A 16,526-nucleotide genomic window follows, 5' to 3' on the forward strand; every position below is an offset into this window, starting at 1 on the left:
CGCGACGCGCAACCGGTAGAACGGGGCACCCTGAGCCGTTCGCCACCCCGTCGGGTTGGCAGCGTCCTGGGACGATCACGGGGACACCCCCGTGGTCCCACTGCTGAGCGCCATCGGTGCGATCCTCGGAGACTGCGGAACTGAGGGGCGGAGGTCAGTTCTTGTCCACCTCTTGACAACGCTGAATCAGCGATGCATGATCCCTCCTAAGAGAGTTTTCATCGTTGAAAGGGGCACAGGTGACCACCTCGTCCTCGACGCCCCTCGTCGCCCCCGCCGCACCGTTGGCCTCGTCGGTCCGCGTCCCGCTGGCGATCGCCGCGGTCCGCCTGGATTCCGGCTCCCGCCTCGGCGCCTGGCAGCAGCGAAACGCCGCCGCGACCATCCCGCACTGCATCGCCCAGCTCGAGGAAGCCGGCAACCTGGACAACTTCCGCCGTGTGATCGGAGAGTCCGAGGCCGAGTGGCGAGGCTTCTGGTTCGCGGACTCCGACGTCTATAAGACCATCGAGGCGGTCGCGTGGGAGATCGCCCGGACCGGCACGCACGAGTTCGACGCGTGGCTCGACGACGTCATCGGGCTCGTGGCCCGCGTCCAGGAGGCCGACGGCTACGTCATGACCTGGATCCAGGGCGTGCACCCCGAGAAGAAGTTCGCGGAGCTCGACTGGACGCATGAGATGTACGTGCTCGGGCACATGGTCCAGGCCGCCGTCGCGCTGGCCCGAGCGGGCCGCACCGACCTCCTCGACCTCGCCGTCCGTTTCGTCGACCTCGTCGACGCCACCTTCGGGCCCGCCGCCGACACGGTGGGCTACTGCGGCCACCCCGAGCTCGAGACCGCGCTCGTGGAGCTCTACCGCCACACCGGCGAGCGCCGCTACCTCGACCTCGCCCGCCATCAGGTGGATCACCGAGGCTCCGGTCTGCTGAAGGTGGGCTCCCTGGGCGCGCGCTACTTCCAGGACCACGCGCCTGTCCGCGAGTCGCAGAGCGCGGTGGGACACGCCGTCCGCCAGCTCTACCTCAACGCCGGCGTCACCGACCTCGTCCTGGAGGAGGGCGACCCCACCCTGCTCGAGGCCATGCGCGCCCAGTGGGACAGCGCCCACGACCGGAAGATGTACATCACGGGCGCTTTCGGGTCGCGGCACCGCGACGAGGCCTTCGGCGACGACTACGAGCTCCCCTCGGACCGCGCCTACGCCGAGACCTGCGCCACCATCGCCGACCTGCACTGGAACTGGCGGATGTACCTCGCTGAGGGCGGCGCCCGCTACGCCGAGACGATCGAGCGCGAGCTGCACAACGCGCTGGCCGCCTCGCTGGACGAGACCGGCACGCGCTTCTTCTACTCCAACCCGCTGCAGCTGCGCCCGGACCGCTACTCCGAGGAGAACGCGCCCCGCGAACGCACCCCGTGGTACGCCTGCGCCTGCTGCCCGCCCAACATCGCCCGCGTCTTCGCGCAGCTGAGCGGCTACGTGGCCTCCGTCGACGGCGACGCCCTCGCGATCCACCTCTACACCGGCGCGGAGATCGACGTTCCCGATGCCCTGGGCGGCGGCACCGTGACGGTGCGCACCAGCTACCCCGACGCCGGCCGCGTCGAGATCGCCGGCCCCGCCGGGCTGCCCGTCGCGCTCCGCATTCCCACCTGGGCGGCTGACGCCACCGTCGACGGCGCCCCGGTCGCCCCGGAGGCCGACGGCTACGCCCGGCTCACCCTGACCGACCGGCCCAGCGTCCTCGACCTCCCCATGACCCCGCGCTGGACGCAGGCCAACCACCGCGTGGACTCGGTGCGCGGCTGCGTCGCGCTCGAGCGAGGCCCCCAGGTCTACTGCGTCGAGCAGGTGGACCTCCCCGAGCAGATCCGCCTCGACGACGTCGTCGTCGACCCCACCCAGCCGCCGCTGGAGTCCGACGGCGGGCTCCGGATCGCGGTGACCCCACGGCGGGAGGTGGGCCCGCTCTACGGCGCGCCCTCCACCGCCCCCACCGGGGACCCCGTGACCGTGCGGGCCATCCCCTTCCACACCTGGGGCAACCGCGCCTCCGGTGCCATGCGCGTCTGGCTACCGGCTTCGTAAGACCCTCCGCTCCCCGCGATGCCGGGTGAGGGCCCACGCGGTCAACGCGGGTAGAGTGCCACGTCGAAGGAGTGACCGCACGTGCGCAGCATCGCCAAGATCATGGCCACAGCCCGAGAGCTGTGGCCGCTCTACCTCACCGTCGTCATCGGGGCCGTCGCCACCTCCGCGACCGCCCTGCTGACCCCGTTCGTCATCGCGCGGGCCACGGACACGGTCATCGACATCGCGGAGGGCCGCGGCGGCACCGTCGCCGACCTCATGTGGCTGGCGGTGATCCTGCTGATCATCGCGCTCGCGAACTCGGCGATCACCAACGTCTCCGGCTACTTCGGCGACCTCATGTCGGTCAGGCTGCGCGCCATCCTCTCGGCCAACTACTACCGCAAGCTGCTGCGCCTGCCGCAGCGCTACTACGACAACGAGCTTACCGGCACCATCATCTCCCGGCTCAACCGCTCCATCACGTCGATCACCGACTTCCTGCAGACCTTCAGCAACGGATTCTTCCCCACCGTCATCACGCTGCTGGCCGTGCTCGTCATCACCGCCTTCTACTCCCCGTGGCTGAGCGTGCTGCTCATCGTCATCTACCCGACGTTCGTGTGGCTGACCGCGCTGACGTCGAAGAAGTGGCAGGTCTGGGAGAAGCAGAAGAACGACCACTACGACATCTCCGGCGGCCGGTTCTCCGAGGTCATCGGACAGATGCGGGTGGTGAAATCGTTCGTCACCGAGCGCCGCGAGCTCGACTCGTTCCGCGGGCACTACCGCGACGCCGTCGACCTGACCCGCCGCCAGTCGCGGTTCTGGCACACCATGGACATGTGGCGCCGCGGAGCGCTCGACCTGGTGTTCTTCGGCATCTACGCCATCATCTTCTGGCAGACCGCGACCGGCCAGTACAGCGTCGGCACCATGGTGCTGCTCATCCAGCTCACGACGATGGCGCGGATGCCGGTGACGTCGATGAGCTACTGGGTGGACATGACGCAGCGGGCGGTCGCGGGCAGCCTCGAGTACTTCAAGGTGATGGACGAGGCCGACGAGCCGAACAACCCGCTCGAGGCGGCGCCGTCGGCGGAGGTGCAGTGGGTCGACTCCGACCCGGTGGTGGAGTTCGACGACGTGAGCTTCGGCTACGGCGACGGCGACGACCTGGTCCTGCGCGACATCGATCTGACGGTCAACCGCGGCGAGCGCATCGCGTTCGTCGGTGAGTCCGGCGGCGGGAAGACGACGCTGGTCAACCTCATCATGAAGCTCTACCCGGTGACGTCGGGCACCGTGCGCGTCCACGGCCAGTCGGTCGACGACGTGCCGACGGCCGAGCTGCGCCGCGAGATCGGCGTCGTGTTCCAGGACGCCAACCTCTTCTCCGGCACCATCCGGGAGAACATGGCCTACGGTCAGGACGACGTCACGGACGAGCAGCTGGCGGTCGCGGCGCGGCGCGCCAACGCGATGACGTTCATCTCGCACCTCCACGGCGGCTTCGACACGGAGATCGGCGAGCGGGGCATCAAGCTGTCGGGCGGGCAGAAGCAGCGGCTGTCGGTGGCCCGCGCGCTCCTCAAGGACGCGCCCATCCTCATCCTCGACGAGGCCACCAGCTCGCTGGACACCAAGTCAGAACGCGCCGTGCAGGCCGGGCTCGAGGAGCTGATGGAGGGCCGGACCACGCTGATCATCGCGCACCGCCTGTCGACCATCTCGACGGTGGACCGGATCGTCACGCTGCGCGACGGCCGCATCGACGAGATCGGCACCCCTGCCGAGCTCGCCACCACCGGCGGCATCTACGCCGAGCTGCTGGCACTGCAGGGCTCCACCCGCAAGGCGGACAAGGCGCGCCTGCTGCGCTACGACATCACCCAGTAGCGCCGCCCGCGCGGCGTTCGAGTTCGTCGGGGTCGCGGACCACGATCCGGCGCCCGGCGGGCAGCGCGATGACTCCATCGTCGGCGAGCGCGCGCAGCCGCCGGCTCAGGGTCTCCGGGGTCGTCCCCAGGTAGCTCGCAACATCCTTCTTCGCCATCGGCAGCTCCACGACGGCGCCGTCGTCCCCCCGGCGGGCCGGGAGGTCGAGCAGGTACGCGGCGACCCGGGCCCCGACGTCGGCCCCACCGAGGGCGGCCAGCATCCGCTCCGCGGCCGCCAGCCGCTCGGCCTGGATCTGCAGCATCCGCACGGCGATGTCCGGGTACCGCGCCACCAGGCCGGCGAGGTCGGCGTGGTCGAAGGCGCACACAACGACGTCGGTCTCCGCGATCGCGTGGTTCGCCGGCCGCCGGCCCAGGATGAACGACGCCTCCCCCACGACATCGCCGGGACCCAGCACGCGCAGCACTCGCTCGTGGCCGGTCTCCATCAGTTGCGACACCCGGACCCGGCCCTCGTGGATCACCAGCAGCCGACGCGCCCGGTCCGACGGGGTCAGCAGGAACTGCCCGGCGGCGGCCCTGACGGGCCGGGCGAAGCCGGCCACCTCGCTCTGCTGTCGCGGGTCGAGCCCCCGGAAGACGGGGACCCGGGCGACGCAGGTGTCGCCGTCGCGGTGATCGGTCATGGGCCCAGCCTGCCAAACCCGGCGGCGGGGAGGGCTTGATCCACGTCAAGGAGCCCCGCGTCGCGCCGCCGTACGGTCGAATCGTCGCCGCCGTCGGGGCGGCCCGATCCGAGGAGGAGACCATGTCCACCACCCACACCACGCTGCGTGCCGAGGGGTTCAGCTGCCCCAGCTGCGTCGCGAAGATCGAGAAGTCGCTGGCCGCGCTCCCCGGCGTCAGCGCCGCGACGGTGCACTTCGCGTCCTCGCGCATCGAGGCTGACCACGATCCCGACCGGACCACCGTCGACGACCTCGTCGCCGCCGTCGCCCGGGCGGGCTACACCGCACGTCCGTCCGCATTCTGAGGGGGTTCGCCATGATCACGATGCATCGACGGTGGGCGGTTCCCGCCGTCGCCGGCGCTCTCATCGCGGCGTCGTGGGTCGTCGACGCGGCCGCCGGCGGGCACCCGGCGGGGCGGTGGCTGATGCTGGCCGCCGCCGTCGTCGCCGGGGTGCCGGTGGCACGGTCCGCGGTCCGCGCGGTGCGGCTGAGGACGGTCGGCATCGACCTGCTGGTGACCGTCGCCGCCGCGGGGGCCGTGGCGATCGGCAACTACTGGGAGGCGGCTGCCGTGACGACGCTGTTCGCCATCGGCCATGCGCTGGAGGACGCCACGCTCGCCCGGACCCGGTCCGCGCTGGCCGAGCTCGTGGCCCTGGCGCCGGACGTCGCGACGGTGGTGCGCGACGGCACGCAGGTGACGGTCCCTGCGCGCGAGGTCGCGGTGGGGGAGACGGTCGTCGTCAAGCACGGCGGCCGGGTCCCCGTCGACGGGGTGGTCCTCACCGGCCGGGCCGCCGTCGACGAGGCGGCGATCACCGGGGAGTCGATCCCGGCCGAGAAGGCGGAGGGGTCGACGGTGTTCGCTGGCACGGTGGCCGTGGACGGGTTCGTCACGGTGCGTGCCGCCGGGGTCGGCGCCGACACGACGCTGGCGAGGATCGTCCACCGCGTCGAGGAGGCGCAGGACGCCAAGGCGCGCACGCAGCAGTTCATGGAGCGCTTCTCCCGGTGGTACACGCCCGGCATCATCGTGCTGGCGCTGGTGATGGGGATCGCGACCCGGGACCTCGAGCTCGCGCTGACGCTGCTGGTCATCGGCTGCCCGGGGGCGTTGGTGATCTCGGTCCCGGTCGCCCTGGTCGCGGGGATCGGCCGCGCCGCCCGCGACGGCATCCTCATCAAGGGCGGCGAGTTCCTGGAGACGGCCGCCCGCGTCGACACCGTCGCGCTGGACAAGACCGGGACGCTCACGACGGGCCGCCCGGAACTGACCGACGTCGTCGCCCGGGGCGACTGGTCTCCGGACGAGGTGCTGGGCTGGGCGGCCCGGGCCGAGGCCGGCTCGGAGCATCCGCTGGCCCGGCCGGTCGTCGCTGCGGCACTGGCCCGGGGGCTGGCGGTGGGGGCGGTGCCCGACGGCGTGCGCGCGGTCCCGGGCCGGGGGATCGTGGCGACGGTCGACGGGCGCGAGGTCGTCGTCGGCACCCCGGAGCTCGCCGCCGGCGCCAAGGACCAGTGGGCGGAGCAGGCGTCGGCCCGGCTTGCCGAGGAGGGCCGCACGCCCCTGGTGGTGGCGCTCGACGGCGCGGTCATCGGCGCGATCGGCGTCGCCGACGGCATCCGGCCCGAGGCGGCAGCCCTGGTGGCGGCCCTGCGGGGAGTGGGGGTGTCGCGGGTGCTGATGCTCACCGGCGACCAGGCGCGCGTCGCGTCCGCGGTCGCGGGACGGGTCGGCATCGCGGACGCCCGCGCCGGACTCCTCCCCGAGGACAAACTCGACGTCGTGCGGGCACTGCAGGCCGAGGGCCGAGTCGTCGCGATGGTGGGCGACGGCGTCAACGACGCCCCGGCGCTGGCGCTCGCCGACGTCGGGATCGCGATGGGTGCGGCGGGCTCGGCGGTCGCCGTCGAGACGGCGGACATCGCGCTGATGACGAGCCGCCTGGACCGCATTCCGCAGGCGATCGGTCTGGCGAAGCGGACGGCGCGGGTGATGCGGCAGAACATCGTCATCGCGCTGGTGACGGTCGCGCTGCTGCTCGCCGGCGTGCTGGTGGGCGGCGTGACGATGGCGATCGGGATGCTGGTCCACGAGGCGTCGGTGCTCGTGGTGATCGCCAACGGCATGCGCCTCCTCCGCCCCCGCTGACCGCGCCCGGGGTGACCCGGCGCCCGGCGGGGGGCAGGCGTCAGCCGCGGTCGAGCATCGAGCGGATCGCCCCGACGGTGGCCGCGCGCCCGTCCGCCCACCGCGGCTCATCGTCGGACAGCAGCGCCAGCATCCCGGTGAGCTCGTCGGACGCCAGCTGATGCAGGCGTTCGAGCGCCCCGCGACCCGACGGCCGCGTCGGCAACGCGGCCTCGACGGCGGCCGCCCCCTCGTCGGTCGTCACCCCGTTGGCGAGGATCCCGGCCCAGAACAGCCAGGTCCGGGTCTCCTCCCACAGCTCGTCGTCGGTCACCTGGCGTGGGCCTCGATCACCTCGACGATCGACGGCCGCAGCTCCGCCGGCGCGATCACCCGGTCCACGGAGCCGACCGCCACCGCGCGGTGGATGTTGTGCACGCCGTCGAACTCCGCTGCGATCTCCGAGATCTTCTCCGCCCGCACCGCGGCGCGGACATCCGCCAGCTCCACCTGCAGTTCGGCCCGCTGCTCGGGTGCCGCGTCACGCAGCGCGGCCTCCAGCTCCGCGACCCGAGGATCGGCCGCCGTCCGCTTCGCGACGTCGCCGGCGAACACCACCGCCGCCGCCGGAGCACCGCCGATGACGGACGCGAACGACCCCTCGATGGCGAGCACCGTCATGTTCTCGTTGAGCCGCTTGGAGAACACGACGAACGCGCCGCCGTGGTAGCGGGAGATGACGACGAAGACGATGGGCCCGTCGAAGTTCACGATGGCGCGGCCGATCTCGGCGCCGTATTCCAGCTGGAGGTTGCGCATCGACTCGGGCGAGCCGTCGAACCCGGACAGGTTCGCCAGCACCACGAGCGGCCGGTTGCCCGACGCGGCGTTGATCGCGCGGGCGACCTTCTTCGACGACCGCGGGAACAGCGTGCCGCCCGTGAAGGTGTCGGGGCCGTCGGTGGGCGGGAAGCCCGCCCGCGACACCGGCATCGACTCGATGCCCACGACGCTGACCGAGTGCCCGCCGATCCGGGCGTCGACCACGACCGCGGTCTCCGCCTCCGCCATGCCGGCCCAGCGCTCGACGCGCGGGTGGTCCTGGTCGCACACCGCCGCGATGACGGTGCGGATGTCGAACGGCTTCTTCCGGTCCGGGTTGTGCTCGCGGGAGAAGATCTGCCCGACGGTCGCGAAGTCCGTGCCGAGGTTGTGCGGGTAGTCGGACACGTCCCGATCCACCGGGTCGCCCGTCACCGCCCGACGGGGCGCCGTCTCGCCCGGCGCCACGTACGTGTGGTCGTAGTGCGACATGAGGATGCCCATGGCCGCGCCGAGGTCCTTGGCCCAGTACTGCGCCTGGCCGTTGGGCCCCATCACGCGGTCGTAGCCGCCGATGCCGAAGTTGTCCTCGGCCGACACGCCGCCGGAGAAGTCCAGCGACTGCTTGCCGGTCAACACCATCGCGGAATCGGGCGTCATGACGAGGATGCCCTTGGTGTGCATCAGCATCGTGGCCTCGGCGTTCCAGTACGGCTGGGCGCCGACGTTGATGCCCGCGACCACGACGTTGATCTCCCCGCCCGCCTGGGTGAACTCGACGATGCGGCGCAGCGCGGCCCCCACCCAGTCCATGTTCTCGGTGCCGGACTCCATGGAGATCCGGGCCCCGGAGCTGAGGGTGAACCACTCGACGGGCACGCCCGTCTCCTCGGCCAGGTCGAGCGCGGCCATGATGCGCGAGCACTCGGGCTCCGCGACGGCGCCCAGGCCCTTCGTCGGGTCGCCCGACAACACGATGCGCGTCACGCCCTCCGGGTGCAGCGCCGTCGGCGTGGTCACCTTGGCGACGATGATGCCGGCCTTGTTCCGGCCCGGCGCGCGGTCCACCTCGACGAGGCGGCCCGAGTCGTCGAGGTCCAGCTCGGCGAGGGAGCCGCCCGGGCCGGCGAGGGTCGCGGACAGCTCGTAGGGGTAGACCAGGCCGCGACGGCGGGCGCGCACGACCTTCCCGGCGTAGTCGTCGAGCGGCTTGAGCGGCTCGGTCGGGGGCGGGGTCACCGTGGTGGTGACGCCGGCGCCGGGCTGTGCGTGGAAGCGGACGGCGAGGGGGATCGTGTGTCGCCCCGTCGCTGACCCCTCGCGACGCTCGCCCGCGTCGGGCGCGTCGTCGGGGAACGGGGGGCGAACGAAGCGGCCCTGGCAGAGGACCTCCTCGATGCCCGCGCCGTCGGACAGCGGCGTGATCCGGTCCTGCAGCGGCGTGATGTCGTCGATGTCGAGATCGATCTCGGGCCAGACGTGCACCCACACGTGGTTCATGTCCAGCTTCGAGCCGGCCTTCCCGCGCGCGGACCGGGTCCGGCGGATCGCCTCCAGGCAGTTGGCGACGGAGCGCTCCGCGTGCGGCAGCCCGATGAGGCGGCCGTCGGCGTCGCGCACGACCGCCAGCTGCCGGACCTGCGCCATCGCGACGAGGCGACGGTCGTCGGGGTTGGCCTTGGCGACGCAGTCGAACAACAGCACGTCGGCGGGGGCGTCGAGGCGCGTGATGTCGAAGTCGCGGAGGCGCCACAGGTCGAGGCGCCGCCCCACCATCGGAGGCAGGCCGCGGATCTTCTCGTCCTCGACGATCTCGCCGTGCGGGAAGCGGAAGGTGCGGTACTCGACGGCCCCGTCGGCCGTGCAGACGCCCACCGCGACCCGCGTCACGGCGTCGTCCCACGACCACGAGCGCAGGCGCGCCAGCAGCTCCGTGCCCAGCGCCTCCGGATCCGGCCGTTCGGGCCAGAGCACGTAGAGCTCGACGACCGCGTCGTACCCGGGCGTGCGCGCCGCGACCTGGCTCGCCACCAGCGACTCCAGCGGACCGCCGGCGGCCATCTCTTCGGCGAGCCCGACGGTGCCGACGAACCGGCGCGGCCGCTCGCCCAGCACGTAGTCGCCCAGCACGACGGAGCGTCCGCCGACCGTCAGCCGCTGCACGCCGCTGAGGTCGTAGTCGGTGTAGTACTTCCGCAGGAGGACCTCGAGCATCGGCTCATGAGCCGGGACCCCGCGACCCAGCCGCGTGGCGAGGAAGTTCGCCGTCCACTCGGGGATCGCGGCGAGCCGGGCGATGCGCTCGTCGTAGTCAGCGGCGTCGGGGGCGGCGGCCAGGGCCTCCACCTCGTCGCCGACCCCCGCGACGATGGCCGCGCGCTCCGCGTCCACCTGCGGCTGATCGAACCAGCGGAACCGCACGGAGCGGGCGAGGTCGCCGACGGCCGGGAACCGCAGCTGGGTGGCGCGCACCAGGCGCTCGAGTTGGGCCCGGGCGTTGACGGCGCGGTCGGCGTCGGGCGCGGGCTCGCTGATCCAGCGGTCGAGGAGGCCCAGGATGAGCGGGACGTCGGACGCGACGCGCTTCTGCGCGAGGAAGATCCGGAACACGGCCGCCTCGAGGGCCGGGGTCCGGTCCAGAGACTCGACGCCGTAATGACGCAGCGCCGCCGCGAGCCGGTCCACGAACTGCGTCGGCAGCCCGGCCCGGTCGACGTCCAGCGTGGTCAGGTAGCGGTGGAAGTGCTCGCGGTCCGAGTGGACCCGCAGTTCGGTGTTGGCTTGCTCGCCGAACGGCCGGTTGCGGCTGAGTTCGGCGAGGTCCGCGAACAACGTCACCAGGCCGATCTCACCGGACAGGACGTCCGCGCCGGCGGCGCGGGCCTCGTCGCGGGCCTCCAGGTAGCTCGGCAGGGTCTTGGCCGAGGGGTCGACGTCGAAGCCCATGAGCGTGGCGGACAGGTCCGACAGCAGCCGCGCGGCGCGCTCGGCCGGGTCGGCCACGGGCGGGCAGGTCGGGATCTCGACGGCAGGCACGTCGGCGGCGGCGGAGGCGTCGCCCCCGTTGCCGAGCGGCTCGAGGCGCACCAGCGGCGCCATCGACTCGACCTGCGAGCCCGTCATGACCAGCAGTTCCTTCACGCGGCCGGCGAAGGGCGCGTGGATGGCCGTCTCCATCTTCATGGACTCCAGCACGACGACCGGCGCGCCGGCCTCGACCTCGTCGCCGACGGCCACTGGGGTGGCGACGACCAGCGCCGGCGCGGGGGAGCGCAGCACGCCGCCCTCGTCGCGGGAGACGCGGTGCGTCACGCCGTCGACCTCGATGAGGTGGATGGGGCCGTGCGTGGCGGAGATGATGCGATGACGGCGACCGCCGACGACGGCGCGGCCGTGGACCTCGTCCAGGCGGTGCAGTTCCGCCTCGGTGCTGGTGCCGTCGACCACGACGCGGTAGCGCCCAGGTGCGGTCGCGAATGCGGTGACCGTGTGGACGGCGCCGCGGAGCTTGAGATCCACCTGCAGGCCCGACTTGTGCTGCGTCTGCGGACGGCCACCGTGCGCGGTGGTCAGCAGACGGTCCGTCTCGATGGCGGTGGTCTCCTCGTACGCCTCGATGGCCGCGATGACGAGCGCGACGCCGGCGTGCTCGTCGGCGATGAGGCCGCCCTCGGCGCGGGTGCGGTCGATCCATCCGGTGTCGGCCCACTCGAAGGGCTCGTCGACGGCGCCCGCGGCGGCGCGGCGCGGGGCGTCGCCCTGCAGGCGCGGTCCCACGACCTCCGGCTGCTGCAGCAGCTCCAGGATGAAGCTCTTGTTCGTCGCACCGCCCTCGATCACGACGGTGGTCTCGGCCATGGCGCGGCGCAGGCGGCCGAGCGCCTCGTCGCGGGTGCGGCCGTGGGCGATGATCTTGGCGATCATGGAGTCGAAGTCGGCGGGGATGGAGTCGCCCTCCGCGACGCCGGTGTCGACGCGGATGCCGGGGCCCGCCGGCAGGTCGAGGCGGGCGATGAGGCCGGGGGCCGGCGCGAAGTCACGGTCCGGATCCTCGGCGTTCAGGCGGGCCTCGACGGCGTGCCCGAACTCGGTGGGCCGCTCCTCGAGCGCGCCGCCGGCCGCGACATGGATCTGGGCCTTGACCAGGTCGAAGTCGTTGGTGACCTCGGTGATGGGGTGCTCCACCTGCAGGCGGGTGTTGACCTCGAGGAAGGCGAACATCTTCTCGCCGGGGTGGTAGAGGAACTCGACGGTGCCCGCGCCGCGGTAGCCGACCGCCAGCGCCAGACGCTCGGCGGCGGCCTTGAGCTCATCGGTCTGCTCCGGCGCCAGCAGCGGGGAGGCGGACTCCTCGATGATCTTCTGGTTGCGACGCTGGACGGTGCAGTCGCGGACCCCGATGGCCCAGGCGTTGCCGTGGGAGTCGGCGATCACCTGCACCTCGACGTGACGGGCGCCGGTGACGAGCTTCTCGAGGAACACGACGCCGGAGCCGAACGCGCGTTCCGCCTCGTCACGGGTGCGCTGGTAGGCGTCGGCGAGCTCGTCGGCCGAGGTCACCTTGCGGATGCCGCGGCCACCGCCGCCCGCCGTCGCCTTGAGCATGAGGGGATAGCCCACGCGCTCGGCGGCCTCGAGGGCCTCGTCGAGCGTGTCGGCGCCGCCGCGGGACCATGGCGCCACCGGGACGCCCACCTCCTCGGCGATGAGCTTGGAGCCGATCTTGTCGCCGAGCTTGCGCATGGCGTCGCCGGAGGGACCGATGAACGTGATGCCCAGCGACTCGACGAGGTCCGCGAACGCGGCGTCCTCCGCCACGAAGCCCCAGCCCACCCAGACGGCGTCGGCGCGGGCGTCGGTGAGGACGCGGGCGAGCAGCTCGTGGTTGAGGTAGGGGCGCTCGGAGGCGGGGCCGAGGGGGTAGGCCTCGTCGGCCTCCCTCGCGAACATGGCGGAACGCTCGGCGTCGGTGTAGAGAGCGATGGTCGTGACCGGCTCACGGTCGGGGTGCTCGGCATTGAGATCGCGGACCGCGTGGATGAGCCGCATGGCGGCCTCACCGCGGTTGACGATGGCGATGCGCTGGAACACCTTGCCTCCTCAGGGGTCGACGGCAGCCCCGGTGGGGGCTGTGTGTCAATGTCGCACCCTTTGGCCGACTGCGCGAGTCGGCGGGGCCGATCCGCGCCCGATCGGCGCTAGTGAAGGGGTTGCGGCTCAATATCGCGCGGCAAACGTTGTGAGGTTTCCACAAGCCTGACTCGCGGATGAACGGTGGCCCTGGCCTCGCGCCCGGCGTGGGGAGTTGAGCCTGACACGGCTCTCGGTGACGGGGTTTGAGCCTGACACGGCTCTCGGTGACGGGGTTTGAGCCTGAAATGGGGGTCAACGCCCGGTTTGCGTGATTCGATCGTTTCAAGGCCTTTGAGGTTCGAATCAGGCTCAACGGGGTTCAGCGAGAGCCGTGTCAGGCTCAACGGTCAGTCGCACGGCAGACGACGCCCAGACGCTGGGGAGCGTCTGGGCGTCGGTGTCAGGTGGACGGTTCAGCGGCCGACAGGTCAGTCGTCGTCCCGATCGTCGTCATCGTCGTCGTGGCGATCATCCGAGTCGTCCCAGCGGTCGTCATCGTCATCGTCGTCGTGGCGGTCGTCGGAGTCGTCGTAGCGGTCATCCGAGTCGTCGTCGCGACCGTCATCGTCCCGGTCGTCCCAGCGATCGTCCAGGTCGTCGTACCGGTCGTCCAGGTCGTCGTCGTACCGGTCGTCCCACTCGTCGTCAGTGCGGGAGGCGCGGTCGTCGCCGGGCTCGACGCGGTCGTCGCGATCACGCAGGCCGCCCTTGTCATCGGTGGTCGCCGACGGCGACGCGGATGCCGACGAGGGGCTGACGGTCGAGGACGACGGGCTCGAGCTCGAGGAGGGGCTCGCGGATCCGGCCGGGACCAGGATCGGCAGGGTGTCGTCGTCGCTCGGTGACAGCGAGGACGAGACGGTGGTGGCGGGCCGGGCGAGCTCGGGCTGGTTGACGGCGGAGGCGAACAGTCCTCCTCCGACGGCGGTGACGCCGAGCGCTGCGGCTGCGAACCAGGTGAGGGGTGAGAGTGCCATGATCTGCTCCTTCGTGGGTGGCTTGTGGACACCATCAGACAGTCGGAACATGAGGGCTGCCGGTACAGGAGCGTGAGACGTCTCTCATCCGCCGGAGATGAGACGTTTCTCACGCGGCCACGCCCGGCAGGGGGCACCGGAGCGGGCAGACTGGGGGCCATGGCCGCCACCGACCCCCCGCGCACCGCCCGGGTGACCATCCGTGCGCGGATCATGTGGGCGATGGTGCTGCTGGCCGGGTTGTCGCTGCTCACCTCGGGCGCGATCGTTGCGATCGTCCAGGACCGGGCCATCTCGTCCAATCTCGACGCGCAGCTCGAACGCTCCCGTGACGAGCTCCGCGTGCTGGCGACCCGTGGGGTGGACCCGGCCACCGGCGCCCCGTTCGCGGGACCCTCCGAGCTGTTGCGCACCTATCTTGAGCGCACCGTCGTCGGTCCCGGCGAGGGTGAGGTGGCGTTCGTGGGCCCCGCGGTGAGGTGGGTGGCCTCTGAGGACGTGCCGCTCCGGCCGGAGGACGACCCGGAGCTCATCGCCGCCGCGACGCCGTGGGCGACGGGCGACGAGATCATCCTCGAATGGCTCCGCACGGCCGAGGGGAACTACCACCTTCTCCTGGTGCCGGTGAAGTTCCCCAGCGAGACTGGAGCCCTGCTCCACGTGGTGGACCGCAACCTGGCCGAGGCCGAGCTCCGCCGCACCATGACCGTGTACGCCATCGTCGCGCTGGTCACCCTGGCCCTGGTGGTGTTCCTGGCCTGGCTGGTGGTCGGCCGGCTGCTGCGCCCGATCGAGGAGCTCCGCGAGGCGGCCGAGTCCATCGACGAGCGCGACCTCACCACCCGCGTGCCTCTGCGCGGCAATGACGACCTCACCGCACTGTCGGCGACTATCAACCGCATGCTCGACCGGGTCCAGCACTCCGTCGAGGGGCAGCGCCAGCTCCTCGACGACGTGGGCCACGAGCTGCGCACCCCGATCACCGTCGTCCGCGGGCACATGGAACTCATCGACGCGCACGACCCCGCGGATGTGCGGCAGACCCGCGACCTCGTCCTCGACGAGGTGGACCGGATGGGCGTGCTGGTCAACGACCTGCTCATGCTCGCCAAGGCCGGCGAGAGCGGCTTCGTCCGGCCGCAATGGTCCGATCTGGCTACGCTCACCGACCAGACGCTGGAGAAGGCGCGCGCGCTGGGGGACCGGGTCTGGCGGCTTGACCGCGTGGCGTCGTCGGAGGCGTGGCTGGACCCCGGACGCATCACCCAGGCCTGGCTGCAGTTGGCGGCCAACGCCGTCAAGTACTCGACGCCGGGATCCGTGATCACGCTGGGGTCGCGGCTGCACCGCGGCGAGGCGCAACTGTGGGTGCGCGACCAGGGGATCGGGATCGCGCCCGAGCAGCTCGCCGTCGTGCGGGAGCGGTTCGGCAGGACCAGCGAGGCGCAGTCCCACGCCTCCGGCGCCGGGCTGGGGCTCAGCATCGTCGAGTCGATCGTCGCCGCCCACGGCGGGCGCCTGGACATCGAGTCCGAGCCTGGCGCCGGATCCACGTTCACGATCAATCTGCCGCTCGGTCCGGAGCGGGCAGGCGAGGAGGTCGACGTCACATGAGCACGATCCTGATCATCGAGGACGAGACGCGGATCGCCGCGTTCATCGCGAAGGGCTTGAAGTCCGCCGGGTTCACGTCCCACGCGACGGCCAGCGGCGTCGAGGGCGCCACCCTGGCGGTGCACGGCGGGTTCGACCTGGTGGTGCTCGACGTGGGCCTGCCGGACATCGACGGGTTCGAGGTGTTGGAGCGGATCCGCGGGCAGGGCGTCGCGGTGCCGGTGATCCTGCTGACCGCGCGGTCCTCGGTCGCGGACCGGGTGGCCGGCCTGGAGGGCGGCGCCGACGACTACATGCCCAAGCCCTTCTCGTTCGAGGAGCTCCTGGCACGCATCCGGCTGCGCCTGCGCACCGACACCGGGCAGTCGGCGGGAGACCCCACGCAGCTCTCCCACAACGGGCTCACCCTCGATCTGCGGACCCGCCGGGCCACGGTGGGCGCCAAGTCGGTGGACCTGTCGGCCCGCGAGTTCGCGCTGGCGGAGACGTTCCTGCGCAATCCCGGACAGGTGCTCAGCCGCGAGCAGCTGCTCAGCAACGTGTGGGGGTTCGACTTCGACCCGGGCTCAAACGTGGTCGACGTGTACGTGCGGTACCTGCGGGGCAAGTTGGGCAAGGAGCGGTTCGAGACGGTCCGCGGGATGGGCTACCGGCTCGTCTGACGGCTCCCGCTGCCGGGTCAGTCGTCGTCCGAGTCGTCGTCGCGGTCATCATCATGGTCGTCGTCGTCATCGTCGTCGTAGTAGCTGGGCTTCGGGGGCCGGACCGTCTGGGGGGCGTCGCTGGTGGCGGGAGATGTGGTGGTCGTGGGGGAAGTGGGCGACGGGGCCGTGGGGGTCGGCGTGACGGAGGGCGTGGGCGACGGGGTGGCGTCAGGATCGAGCGACGGCGTGGCTCCGGGGGCACTCGACGGCGCGGCGGCCGGCACCACCAGCGCCGGCTCTCGCTCGGCGGGTGTCGGCGGCGTGACCATCGACGCCACGGCCCAGATCCCCGCGGTCACTACCCCGACGATCACCAGCAGCCCCGCAAGCGTGCGCCCCATGTCAGTCCACCTCCACGATCCACTCAACAGGATCGCGATGAGGGACGGACGATGGCCGGATGAGAAAACTCTCATCCGGCCATCGGCGGGTGTTCAG

Annotated in this window: 11 protein-coding genes; 6 read left to right on the plus strand and 5 right to left on the minus strand. The window is 71.9% G+C overall.

Features of this window, described 5'->3' with window-relative positions; genetic code table 11:
• Positions 1 to 239 precede the first annotated feature (239 nt).
• Complete coding sequence (locus ACFQPD_RS08920; RefSeq protein ID WP_385900187.1) at positions 240 to 2,093, plus strand: glycoside hydrolase family 127 protein; 1,854 nt, start codon at positions 240 to 242, stop codon at positions 2,091 to 2,093.
• An 81-nt stretch (positions 2,094 to 2,174) separates the two neighbouring features.
• The gene (locus ACFQPD_RS08925) at positions 2,175 to 3,974 is read left to right on the plus strand and encodes an ABC transporter ATP-binding protein (protein ID WP_068751857.1); all 1,800 of its coding nucleotides are present in this window, start codon (positions 2,175 to 2,177) and stop codon (positions 3,972 to 3,974) included.
• Here ACFQPD_RS08925 and ACFQPD_RS08930 read toward each other — a convergent pair.
• Complete coding sequence (locus ACFQPD_RS08930) at positions 3,964 to 4,662, minus strand: Crp/Fnr family transcriptional regulator (protein WP_385900188.1); 699 nt, start codon at positions 4,660 to 4,662, stop codon at positions 3,964 to 3,966. The genes ACFQPD_RS08925 and ACFQPD_RS08930 overlap by 11 nt on opposite strands.
• Positions 4,663 to 4,784: 122 nt before the next feature.
• Here ACFQPD_RS08930 and ACFQPD_RS08935 point away from each other — a divergent pair, with 122 nt between their 5' ends.
• Together ACFQPD_RS08935 and ACFQPD_RS08940 are read left to right on the plus strand one after the other, a co-directional pair.
• Entirely contained in the window at positions 4,785 to 5,009 is a 225-nt protein-coding gene (locus tag ACFQPD_RS08935) for a heavy-metal-associated domain-containing protein (RefSeq protein WP_068752014.1), read from the plus strand.
• An 11-nt stretch (positions 5,010 to 5,020) separates the two neighbouring features.
• Positions 5,021 to 6,859 carry a heavy metal translocating P-type ATPase gene (locus ACFQPD_RS08940; protein ID WP_385900189.1) on the plus strand — a complete coding sequence of 613 codons (1,839 nt, stop codon included), beginning with the start codon at positions 5,021 to 5,023 and terminating at the stop codon, positions 6,857 to 6,859.
• A gap of 40 nt (positions 6,860 to 6,899) precedes the next feature.
• On the opposite strand, the gene ACFQPD_RS08945 is transcribed toward ACFQPD_RS08940, so the two are convergent.
• The 3 genes from ACFQPD_RS08945 to ACFQPD_RS08955 all read right to left on the minus strand — a co-directional run bounded on the left by ACFQPD_RS08945 (position 6,900) and on the right by ACFQPD_RS08955 (position 13,770).
• Positions 6,900 to 7,172: a hypothetical protein gene (locus ACFQPD_RS08945; RefSeq protein ID WP_385900190.1), complete on the minus strand. Its 273-nt coding sequence runs from the start codon at positions 7,170 to 7,172 to the stop codon at positions 6,900 to 6,902.
• The gene (locus ACFQPD_RS08950) at positions 7,169 to 12,751 is read right to left on the minus strand and encodes a carboxyl transferase domain-containing protein (protein ID WP_385900191.1); all 5,583 of its coding nucleotides are present in this window, start codon (positions 12,749 to 12,751) and stop codon (positions 7,169 to 7,171) included. Before ACFQPD_RS08950 ends, ACFQPD_RS08945 begins: the two co-directional genes overlap by 4 nt.
• 470 nt (positions 12,752 to 13,221) lie before the next feature.
• Positions 13,222 to 13,770, minus strand: a complete 549-nt coding sequence (locus tag ACFQPD_RS08955; RefSeq protein WP_385900193.1) for a hypothetical protein — start codon at positions 13,768 to 13,770, stop codon at positions 13,222 to 13,224.
• 159 nt (positions 13,771 to 13,929) lie between these two features.
• Here ACFQPD_RS08955 and ACFQPD_RS08960 point away from each other — a divergent pair, with 159 nt between their 5' ends.
• Positions 13,930 to 15,384 (plus strand): sensor histidine kinase, encoded by a 1,455-nt coding sequence (locus ACFQPD_RS08960; RefSeq protein WP_385900194.1) that lies wholly within the window; start codon positions 13,930 to 13,932, stop codon positions 15,382 to 15,384.
• Positions 15,381 to 16,046, plus strand: coding sequence for a response regulator transcription factor (locus tag ACFQPD_RS08965; protein ID WP_385900196.1), 666 nt, complete (start codon positions 15,381 to 15,383; stop codon positions 16,044 to 16,046). The genes ACFQPD_RS08960 and ACFQPD_RS08965 overlap by 4 nt, the downstream gene beginning before the upstream one ends.
• Before the next feature lie 17 nt (positions 16,047 to 16,063).
• On the opposite strand, the gene ACFQPD_RS08970 is transcribed toward ACFQPD_RS08965, so the two are convergent.
• Positions 16,064 to 16,429 (minus strand): hypothetical protein, encoded by a 366-nt coding sequence (locus tag ACFQPD_RS08970; protein ID WP_385900197.1) that lies wholly within the window; start codon positions 16,427 to 16,429, stop codon positions 16,064 to 16,066.
• Positions 16,430 to 16,526 lie beyond the last annotated feature (97 nt).

It is taken from the genome of Tessaracoccus sp. O5.2, assembly GCF_964266725.1.
Lineage (GTDB): Bacteria > Actinomycetota > Actinomycetes > Propionibacteriales > Propionibacteriaceae > Arachnia > Arachnia lapidicapta.

Excerpts from the sequence above, each read along its gene's own strand:
- ACFQPD_RS08940 (WP_385900189.1), top strand. The coding sequence starts at position 5,021 with ATGATCACGATGCATCGACGGTGGGCGGTTCCCGCCGTCGCCGGCGCT.
- ACFQPD_RS08960 (WP_385900194.1), top strand. The coding sequence starts at position 13,930 with ATGGCCGCCACCGACCCCCCGCGCACCGCCCGGGTGACCATCCGTGCG.
- ACFQPD_RS08965 (WP_385900196.1), top strand. The coding sequence starts at position 15,381 with ATGAGCACGATCCTGATCATCGAGGACGAGACGCGGATCGCCGCGTTC.
- ACFQPD_RS08930 (WP_385900188.1), bottom strand. The coding sequence starts at position 4,662 with ATGACCGATCACCGCGACGGCGACACCTGCGTCGCCCGGGTCCCCGTC.
- ACFQPD_RS08935 (WP_068752014.1), top strand. The coding sequence starts at position 4,785 with ATGTCCACCACCCACACCACGCTGCGTGCCGAGGGGTTCAGCTGCCCC.
- ACFQPD_RS08970 (WP_385900197.1), bottom strand. The coding sequence starts at position 16,429 with ATGGGGCGCACGCTTGCGGGGCTGCTGGTGATCGTCGGGGTAGTGACC.
- ACFQPD_RS08955 (WP_385900193.1), bottom strand. The coding sequence starts at position 13,770 with ATGGCACTCTCACCCCTCACCTGGTTCGCAGCCGCAGCGCTCGGCGTC.